This is a genomic window from Acidimicrobiales bacterium (assembly GCA_035540975.1).
In the GTDB taxonomy this organism is placed as follows: domain Bacteria; phylum Actinomycetota; class Acidimicrobiia; order Acidimicrobiales.
Genome location: DATLFN010000137.1, coordinates 1 through 9232, shown reverse-complemented (window position 1 = coordinate 9232; position 9232 = coordinate 1). Strand labels below are relative to the sequence as shown.

Annotated in this window: 5 protein-coding genes and 1 tRNA gene; 1 reads left to right on the top strand and 5 read right to left on the bottom strand. The window is 74.7% G+C overall.

Translation table 11 applies throughout. From position 1 onward, the window contains the following. The 4 genes from VM242_13740 to VM242_13725 all read right to left on the bottom strand — a co-directional run. Positions 1-569 (bottom strand): hypothetical protein (locus VM242_13740; protein ID HVM06223.1); only part of this gene is annotated, 569 nt, incomplete at its 3' end. Between the two features lie 68 nt (positions 570-637). Beyond that, positions 638-2293, bottom strand: coding sequence for a sialidase family protein (locus VM242_13735; protein HVM06222.1), 1656 nt, complete (start codon positions 2291-2293; stop codon positions 638-640). Positions 2294-2312: 19 nt separating this feature from the next. Beyond that, positions 2313-3998: an ABC transporter substrate-binding protein gene (locus tag VM242_13730; protein HVM06221.1), complete on the bottom strand. Its 1686-nt coding sequence runs from the start codon at positions 3996-3998 to the stop codon at positions 2313-2315. 33 nt (positions 3999-4031) lie between these two features. Continuing rightward, entirely contained in the window at positions 4032-5159 is a 1128-nt protein-coding gene (locus tag VM242_13725) for a hypothetical protein (protein ID HVM06220.1), read from the bottom strand. Positions 5160-5340: 181 nt separating this feature from the next. On the opposite strand from VM242_13725, the gene VM242_13720 reads away from it, so the two are divergent. Continuing rightward, positions 5341-8907, top strand: coding sequence for an AAA family ATPase (locus VM242_13720; GenBank protein HVM06219.1), 3567 nt, complete (start codon positions 5341-5343; stop codon positions 8905-8907). Between the two features lie 184 nt (positions 8908-9091). Here VM242_13720 and VM242_13715 read toward each other — a convergent pair. Beyond that, positions 9092-9169 (bottom strand) — tRNA-Pro (locus VM242_13715). Between the last annotated feature and the right edge of the window lie 63 nt (positions 9170-9232).

The following is a 9232-nucleotide window of genomic DNA, read 5'->3' as shown; positions in this document are numbered from 1 at the left end:
TCTATCTGATCTCGGCCGTCCAGTGGGTGGGCACCGACGGTGAGGTGAAGAAGCCGAGCACCACGATCGAGGTCCTCGGTGCGGCGCCGGCCCAGCCCGCCGCCGGCGGGGCCCGGCACCGGCTGGCTCTCCGTGGGCGTCGACGCCCCGCCGGCGGCGGGCTGGGCCGGCGCCGCACCGAGGACCTCGATCGTGGTGCTCGGCTTCTTCACCTCACCGTCGGTGCCCACCCACTGGACGGCCGAGATCAGATAGAAGCCCGGCGTCACGTCGGACGGGACGGTGACGTCGGCCTGGAAGGTGCCCTGGGCGTCGGCGTCCACCGTCGCCAGGGCCTGGCCGGTGACGCCGTTCCAGCGGAGGGTCACCGGTCCGGCGTCCACGCCGGTGGGGGCGAAGACCTGCCCGATCACCGACACCGTGCCGCCGGGGTCGACCCGGCTGGTGGGCAGCGTGAGGTTGGCCTGCGGCGTGCAGGCGAAGGCGGGCGCCAGGGCGATCAGCCCGAACACGACTGCCACGAACGCCGCCAGACCACCCTTGCGAACCGCCTGCGTGTTCCGACCCATCGGAGTCCCCTTCGACGACGGCCGTGCGGCACAAGTATGCCAGGGACCAGGGCCGATCGTCCCATCCATCACGGATCTGCGGCCCGGCGTCCGGCCACCGCCAGGGCGGCGACGAGGGCGCCCACCACGGTCAGTAGGGCGCCCACGACGCGGAGCGCCGACCGGTCGCTGCCCGGCTCGGGCAAGGTGACGATGGACGTGGCCAGGTCCTGCTTCCCCGACGACCTGGTCCCGCCCCGGGTGTCGGACCACACGGCGACCGCCCGCCGGGGGGAGGACAGGAGGCCGAGCCGGCTGCCGAGGTCGGGCAGGTCCCGCTCGCTCCCGAACCCGATGCGCGAGTCGAACGCCCGGTCCGAGACGACCAGCCTCGGGCCGAAGGTGCGCCCGCCGTCGCTCGAGGACTGGAGTGACACCCCGTTCATGGCGTCGTGCTCGTCGAGCCGGCGGTCGTAGTAGAGGACGTCGAGGCGCCCGTCGGCCGACAGGCCCAGCCGGGGCAGGTACTGCGACGTCCCGTCTCCCCTCGGCGTGTCGTTCACCCGCCGGGGTGGCCCGAAGCTCCGCCCGCCGTCGGTCGAGGTCCAGACCCAGACGTCGGCGTCGCCCAGGCGGCCGTCCGTGAAGGCCAGGTGGACACGGCGAGCCTCGTCGTCCACCACGAGCGACGGCGAGGGCGGGAGGAACACGACGATGCGCTGCGTGGGCACGAGGCCGTCGTCCACGACGGTGTCGGACCACGTCGCCCCGCCGTCCGACGACCGGGCCAGCACCAGCGACCACTTCCCGGGATAGGGCTCGCCGCCCCTCCCTTCGTGGGCGCCGTGGTAGTCGAGGACGTCGTCGCCCAGGTCGAGGTAGGCGACGAACAGGGCGCCCCCCGCCACGGCGGGGACGGGGGCGACGACCCGGAGCCGGTCCGCGGGGCTGACCCGGGTGGGGTCGCCCCAGGTCCGCCCGCCGTCGTCCGAGCGGGCCATCGTCACCGGGTAGCCCGTCTCGGGGAACAGCAGGGTCCCCACCGCCCCGGCCTGGAGCCACGTGACGTAGAGGCGGTCGGCGTCGTCGGGGTCGGCGGCCAGACGCACCTGGAAGGCCAGCCGCCCGGCGACGCGCACCGGCTCCGAGAACGACCCGCCCACGTCGCGGGACGTGGCGACCCAGGCGGCGTTCGGCACGTTGCCCTGCCCGGCCAGGGTGACGAACGAGACGTGGAGCGCCCCGTCGGCGCCGAAGCCGACGTCGGGGGCGTAGCAGCGGGGCGGGTCGTCCTCGCCGGCCGGGAAGGGCAGCTGCCGCTCGTCCCAGGTGGCGCCGTCGTCGGTGGAGACGTGCAAGGAGCACCCGAACATCGGGTTGTCGATGCGGTTGACGACGGCCAGCCGGCCGGCGCGGGTGGGGTCGGCGGCGATGCTCGGCGAGTTGTGCTGGCGCAGGTCGGTGGGGTCGGCGGCACCGGCGTCGACCGCCACGTTGGGTGCCGCCGTCGGGACGCCGCGCTCCGGTGGCCGGGCCCACGCCAGGGTCCCCGCTCCGATCACCAGCAGCCCGAGCCCCACGGCGGCGAGCGGCCAGGAGCGGGTGCGGCCGCGCCGTGGTGCCGGCGCCGGCGTGCCGATCGCATCGGCGGCCGCGGACGCCGTGGACGCCGCGGACGCCGCGGGGTCGACCGCACCGGGCGGCGCGGCCGGGCCGCCCGGCCCCTCCTCCACGTCGTCGCTCACCGGGCCGCCCTCAGCGCCCTTACCGGCGCGACCGGCGCAGCCCGACCACGCCCACGACCACGGCCACCGCCGCCACCGTGAGGGCGGCCAGCCCGAACGGGAACCCGCCCCCACCGCCGCCCGCCTCCGGCGCGACGGGCCGGGCCGGCTCACCGGCCGAGGGCTCGACGAAGGAGCGCTTGTCGAGGATCCCCGCCCCCTTCACGAAGACCCACCCGGCGTAGACCGCCGGGCGGTAGGCGAACGACCCGGTGGCGAAGAGCAGGGGCAGGGCGGGAAGGTCGTCGGCCAGCAGCCTCAGCGCCTCGCCCACGAGGGCGCGCCGCTCGTCCCTGCCGGGCGTCGAGGCGATGCGGCGGGCCAGGTCGTCGAACCGTGCGCTCCGGTAGCCCGAGTAGTTGAGCGACCCGTCCTCGGGCGGTGACCCGAACACCCGGCGCAGGAAGTCGGGGTCGTAGGACGCCAGCGCCGGTGCGGGCCAGATCGCCGCCTGGAACGTCGGCGTCCCCCCACCCTCGCCGACCGCCGCCGACAGCTCGTCGGAGGAGACGGAGCGCGCCCGGGCCCGGACACCGGCCCGCTCCAGGGCGAGCACGACCTGGCGGCCCGCCTCGGCCTTGACCGGGTCGTTGTCGGGCGACAGCACCTCCAGCTCGCGGACGCCGGCCGAGGCCAGCTCCCGGGGCGCGGCGCCGGTGTCGGCCCGGTGGAGGACCTCGTCGGTGCTCCAGGGGGAGTCGGGGTGGAGGTAGCCGCGGTCGGCGGGCACGGCGTTGCCGACGGCCCGGGCCAGCTGCCCGAGGTCGAGGGCCCGGGCGACGGCGCGTCGCGCCTCGGGCCGGTCGAACGGCGCCGTGCGGACGTTGAGGAGGAGGACGGTACCGCTGTAGGTGGGGCCGTCGACGATCCGGGTGGCGAGGCCGTCCAGGCGGTCGACGGCGGTCTCCGGGAGGCTCACCGGCAGCATGTCGACGTCCCGGCGCTCCAGGGCCCGCAGGGTGTCCTCGGCGTCGCCGATCACCGGTACCTCGACGGCGCCCACCGCCGGGCGGCCGCGGAACCAGTCCGTGAACGCCTCGAACCGGTACCGCTCACCGGGCCGGTGCTCGACCAGCCGGTAGGGGCCGCTTCCCACCGGGAGCCCGTCAGGGGCGAGGCTGTCGGCGGGCAGGCCGCGCCACAGGTGGGCCGGGAGGATGGGCAGGTCGGCGAGGGGCTGGTCGGCGAAGCCGGGCGCCGGGTGCTCGAGGGTGATGGTGACGGTGGTCGCCCCCGTCGCCTCCACGCCCGCCACGGGGGCGACCTCGGGCGTGAACCTCGGGTGGAAGCGGGCGGCCACGTGCCGGAAGGTGAAGACGACGTCCTCGGCGGTGACCGGGTGGCCGTCGTGCCAGCGGGCGTCGTCCACCAGCCGGATGGTGAGCCGCAGCCCGTCCGGGCTCGTGTCCACCGACCGGGCGAGCCACGGCTGCGGGACGCCGCCGGCGTCGCGCCACAGCAGGGTGTCGTACACGAGGGTGACCAGCGCGTACCCGAGCTCGAACGTGTAGGGCGTGAGCGTGCCGTCGTCCTGGGGGAACGGCAGCCGGACCAGCGGCGCCGAGCTGGGGGTGGCGGCGTCCTGCGCACGGGCGGTCGGGAAGGGCGCCGCCACGGCGAGGGTGGCGACCATGGCGATCATGGCGATGGCGGGGAGCCGGCGCATCGGGGGGATTCTGGCCGCTGCGGACCGTGGAGGTCAGCCGGCCGCCACCGCCTCGCGCATGTGGTCCCTGGTGCGCCTGTCGAGCTCGTCGAGATCGAAGCCGTAATAGCGCCGCACCAGCCGCTGCGCGCCCTCTGCTCGCATGGCCGGCACGTCGGTCATGGTGGCCCCGAGCGCCTTGAAGTTCTGGTAGAAGTCCCAGAACCTGTCGATGCCGAACGCCTCGATCAGGTACGAGGCGCCGGCGTTGGCGTAGGCGTACTCGGCGCCGTCGATCGACTCGTCCCGGCTCATCGGGCCGAACGACAGCCCGAGGGACTCGAACAGGTTCCCGTCGACGATCCGCTTCCAGTCGTCGATCCGGCGTTCCTCGGCCAGCTGCATGGCGCCCGCCTCGGAGACCCACAACGGCGTCTGGGCGCGATCGAAGCGGGACAGCGCGAGGTGGCCCAGCTCGTGCTCGAAGACGACCCCGTGGAGCCCGTCGGGCCGGTCGCGCTCCTCGGGCCCCGGAGCGTCGACGGCGGCGAGGTTGACGTACATCTCCCGGTTCTCCACCCGCTCGAGATAGCCCCCACTCGGCGTCCGGTAGGTACCGGACGCGTACGCCAGGGAGCCTTCCTTCCCGCCCAGGGACTCGTACTCCGGCTGGTCCCGCGCCAGGACGATCAGGTGCGCGGCGTCGGGTTCGAGGGTCAGGCGGGGGAGGAGGCGCCGGCGGCTGCGCTCCGCCTTGTCGAGGAGCTCGGGGACGCCGGGAAGGCCGGGCCGGAACAGGGCCAGGAAGTGGGGCGAACGGGCCGTGTCCGTCGGGCCCGTCGCCCACATCGGCGGCGGGTTGGGCGCGTCCGGGTCGGGCCCCGAGGCGGTGACGACCCACCTCCCGTCCCGGAGCTCGACGTCGGACCTGACGTGGAAGCGGAAGACGTTGTCCTCGGGGAGGCCCTCGTAGCGGTGGACGAGGGTGATGCGCGCCCGCTCGAAGCGGGCGCCGCCCGGGCCCACGTCGGCCTCGGCGAGCGTCACGTCCACGCGTGCCAGGGGCATGGCCAGCGCCCCGCGACCCACCTGCTCCTCGAACGCCCTCGCCTCGGGGGCGACGGGCGCCAGCCACCCGTCGAGGTCGTCGGCGTTCAGCGCCTCGGCCCGCTCGCGCAGCATGACCCGGACGGGATCGCGCGGGTTGGCGACGGGCTCGGGCCCTTCCCCGCCACCACAGCCGGCGGCCGCCGCCGCGCCGGCCACCAGGGTGGCTGCCCACCTCCACGCGCGTCCGGGCCTCGCGGCCGTCCCCGGTGCCACCCCCCGGTAGCCTGTCATCAGCCGCACGGGGGAGCAACACATGGCGTCGACGAAGAGACCTCCGGGCCGGCGCTCGTCCGCCCGGCGACGGGGGGACAAGGAGAGCCGGCTCGGCCTGTTCACCGCCGTCGCCCTCTTGCTCCTCGTCGCCGGCTACCTGGGGATCCTGGAGATCTCCCGTCCGCACGTGAGCGGCGACCGCCTCCGCCTCGACACGCTGGTCGACCTGGCCGAGCGTGGGCGCCTCCAGGACGCCGAGGTGCTCAACGTCGACGCGTACATGATCGGCACCTACCTCCGCGACGACGAGACGACGGCCCGCTACAACGCGCCGTACCTCAAGGAGAGCCAGGAGCGCCTGATCGACATCCTCCTGGAGAACCGGGTGGCGACCACCGTCGACCAGCAGACCGGCAAGCGGGTCGCCAATCTCGCCGGCTTCCTGCTGCCGGGCCTGATCCTCATCGTGCTGTTCGTGTACCTCGTGTTGTCGTCGCGGCGGGGGACGGGGCTGTTCAAGGTCCGCAGCGGGGCGCGCAAGATCGAGCCGGAGGCGGGCGGCGTCACCTTCGCCGACGTGGCCGGACAGGACGAGGCGGTGAAGGAGCTGCGGGAGATCGAGGTCTTCCTCGCCGACCCGAGCCGCTACGAGTCGCTCGGCGCCCAGGTGCCCAAGGGCGTGCTGCTCTACGGGCCTCCCGGGTGCGGGAAGACGCTGCTCGCCCGGGCGCTGGCCGGGGAGGCGGGCGCCAACTTCTACTCGATCTCGGGCTCGGACTTCGTGGAGATCTTCGTCGGCGTCGGCGCCGCCCGGGTCCGCGACCTGTTCCGCGAGGCCCGGGAGAACGCGCCCGCCGTGATCTTCATCGACGAGCTGGACTCGATCGGGCGGGCCCGCAGCACCGGCATGGCGATCGGGAACAACAGCGAGCAGGAGCAGGCGCTCAACCAGATCCTCGCCGAGATGGACGGGTTCTCGACGTCCGAGGGGATCATCGTGCTGGGCGCCACCAACCGTCCCGACGTGCTCGACCCCGCTCTGCTGCGCCCGGGCCGGTTCGACCGCTCGGTGGCGCTCGAGCGGCCCGACGAGCACGCGCGCGCCGCCATCCTGGCGGTCCACGCCAGGGGCAAGCGGCTGGACGCCGACGTGGACCTGGCGGTGATCGCCCACCAGTCCGTCGGCCTCACCGGTGCCGACCTGGCGGCGGTGATGAACGAGGGCGCCATGCTCGCCGCCCGGGCGGGGAAGACGTCGATCGGCCGCTCGGACCTGGAGGACGCCGTCCGGTGGGTGCTGGCCGCACCCGAGCGCCAGAGGCGGCTGTCGATGCGCGAGCGCAGCGTCGGCCGCCGCTTCTCCGACCAGGAGAAGGTCACGTTCGACGACGTCGCCGGCCAGGACGCCGCCCTCGACGAGCTGCGGGAGATCCGCGACTTCCTGGCCGAGCCGGAGCGCTACGCCGCCCTCGGCGCCACCATTCCCCGCGGCGTCCTGCTCTACGGCCCGCCCGGGTGCGGCAAGACGCTCATGGCGCGGGCACTCGCCGGTGAGGCCAACGCCGCGTTCCTCTCCATGTCCGGTTCTGAGCTGATGGACCAGTACGTGGGCCGCGGCGCCTCGCGGATTCGCGACATCTTCGCCGAGGCGCGCCAGATGGCACCGGCCATCGTCTTCATCGACGAGATCGACTCGCTGGGCCGCTCCCGCGCCGGGACCACCAGCGACCCGGTCCCCGCCTCGCCCGGCCAGGAGGAGCCGCTCAACCAGATCCTCGCCGAGCTGGACGGCTTCTCGCCCAGCCAGGGCGTCATCGTGCTCGCCGCCACCAACCGGGCCGACGTCCTAGACCCGGCGCTGCTCCGGCCCGGCCGCTTCGACCGGACCATCGGCCTCGAGTTCCCGTCCGAGGCGGGGCGGCTCGCCATCCTCGAGCTCCACGCCAGGGGCAAGGTCCTCGCCGCCGAGACCGACCTGGGCGCCATCGCGTCGAAGGCGCACGGCATGACCGGCGCCGACCTGGCCAACGTCGTCAACGAGGCGGCGCTGCTGGCCGCCCGCCGGTCGAAGGCCGCCGTCGGCCAGGCGGAGCTCGACGAGTCGCTCCGGCGCATCCTCCAGGCGCCGGACCGCCAGCGCCGGCTGTCGGCCCGGGCCAGGAGCGTCGGTCGGCGGTTCGCATCCGACGAGCGGGCCACCTTCGCCGACGTCGCCGGTGCCGACGACGCCGTCGAGGAGGTCAGCGACGTCAAGGAGTACCTGGCCGACCCGGCCCGGTTCGCCGAGATGGGCGCCGTGCCGCCGCGGGGGATCCTGCTCTCCGGGCCCCCGGGGTGCGGCAAGACGCTGCTCGCCCGGGCCGTCGCCGGGGAGGCCAACGCGGCGTTCATCTCGGCGTCCGCCGCCGAGTTCGTGGAGGTCTTCGTCGGCCAGGGCGCCGCTCGCATCCGCGACCTGTTCGCCGAGGCGCGGTCCATGGCGCCCGCCATCGTGTTCATCGACGAGTTCGACGCCGTGGGCGGCTCACGCACCGGGTACCTGTCGGGCGGCAGCCGCGAGTACGACCAGACGCTCAACCAGCTCCTCACCGAGCTGGACGGGTTCGAGCCCCGCACCGCCGTGGTCGTCATCGGTGCGACCAACCGACCCGACATGCTCGACCGCGCCCTGCTCCGTCCGGGTCGCTTCGACCGCAAGGTGACGATGACCCTCCCCGACCGGGCCGGCCGCCGGGCGATCCTGGAGCTGTCGGCCCGCGGCAAGCCCGTCGCCGGCGACGTCGACCTCGACGCCCTGGCCAGCATCACGCGGGGGTTCTCCGGCGCCGACCTCGCCGCCGTCCTCAACGAGGCGGCGCTGCTCGCCACCCGGCGCCACACCTCGGAGATCACCATGGACCTCGTCCACGAGGCCATCGACCGTGCCTACCTCGGGATCTCCTCCCGGACGCACGTGATGACCGACGAGGAGCGCCGGGTGGTCGCCTACCACGAGGCCGGCCACGCGCTGGTCGCCCGGGGCGTCGAAGGTGCCGCCCCGCCGTACAAGCTCACCATCGCGCCCCGGGGTGGGACGCTCGGCCACTGCGTGGCCGTCGACGCCTTCGACCGGGTCGTGTACACCCGGTCGCACCTCATGGGCCGCATGGCCACGTCGCTGGGCGGCTGGGTGGCCGAGCGCTTCGTGTTCGGCGAGAGCGGCGCCGGGGCCAGCTCCGACCTCGAGCACGTGCGTGCCCTGGCCCGCCAGATGGCCGCCGAGTTCGGGATGAGCGACGATCTGGGCCCTCTCGGCGCCGTCGAGCTGTCGATCGGGCCGCGTGGCGAGCCACCGGGGCCGCCGTCGCCCGCGACGACGGCCGCCATGCGGGCGTTGGTGGACGAGGCCACCGAGCTGGCCAACCGGGTCCTGGTGGAGAACCGCGACCTCCTCGACCGGGTGGTCGAGGCCCTCCTCGAGCGCGAGTCGCTCACCGGCCCCGAGCTGGAGGAGCTGGCGTCCGCCGCCGGCCTGCCGGCGTCGGGCAACGGCACGAGCCGCCCGCCCCCGGGCCCGGCCAAGGCCGGGCGGGGGCGGGGCGAGGCCCCCGCCCGCCGCCGCTCCTAGGTTCCTGCCCTGGTGGGTCGCGTGCCGGGATCGCTCGATGGTCGCGGCGTCAGGTGACCCGGAACACCGGTCCCCTCGGGTGATCGGCAGCCGGGACCCGGCGGGGATGAGCCAGGCGTGCTCGCGCCGGATCCGCACCGGAACGCAATGGCCGGGTCGGGCGAAGCGCCGGACCGCTCCTTCGTGGTCGGGAAGGCGGGATTCGAACCCGCGACCTCAGCGTCCCGAACGCTGCGCGCTAACCAAGCTGCGCTACTTCCCGTGGGGTCCGAGCGTACTCCCGCCGGCACGCGGCCACCGGAGCCGCCCGGTTGGTTCTCTGGAC

Coding starts and splice junctions, on each gene's coding strand:
- VM242_13730 (HVM06221.1), bottom strand. CDS start 3,998: ATGCGCCGGCTCCCCGCCATCGCCATGATCGCCATGGTCGCCACCCTC.
- VM242_13725 (HVM06220.1), bottom strand. CDS start 5,159: ATGCTGCGCGAGCGGGCCGAGGCGCTGAACGCCGACGACCTCGACGGG.
- VM242_13720 (HVM06219.1), top strand. CDS start 5,341: ATGGCGTCGACGAAGAGACCTCCGGGCCGGCGCTCGTCCGCCCGGCGA.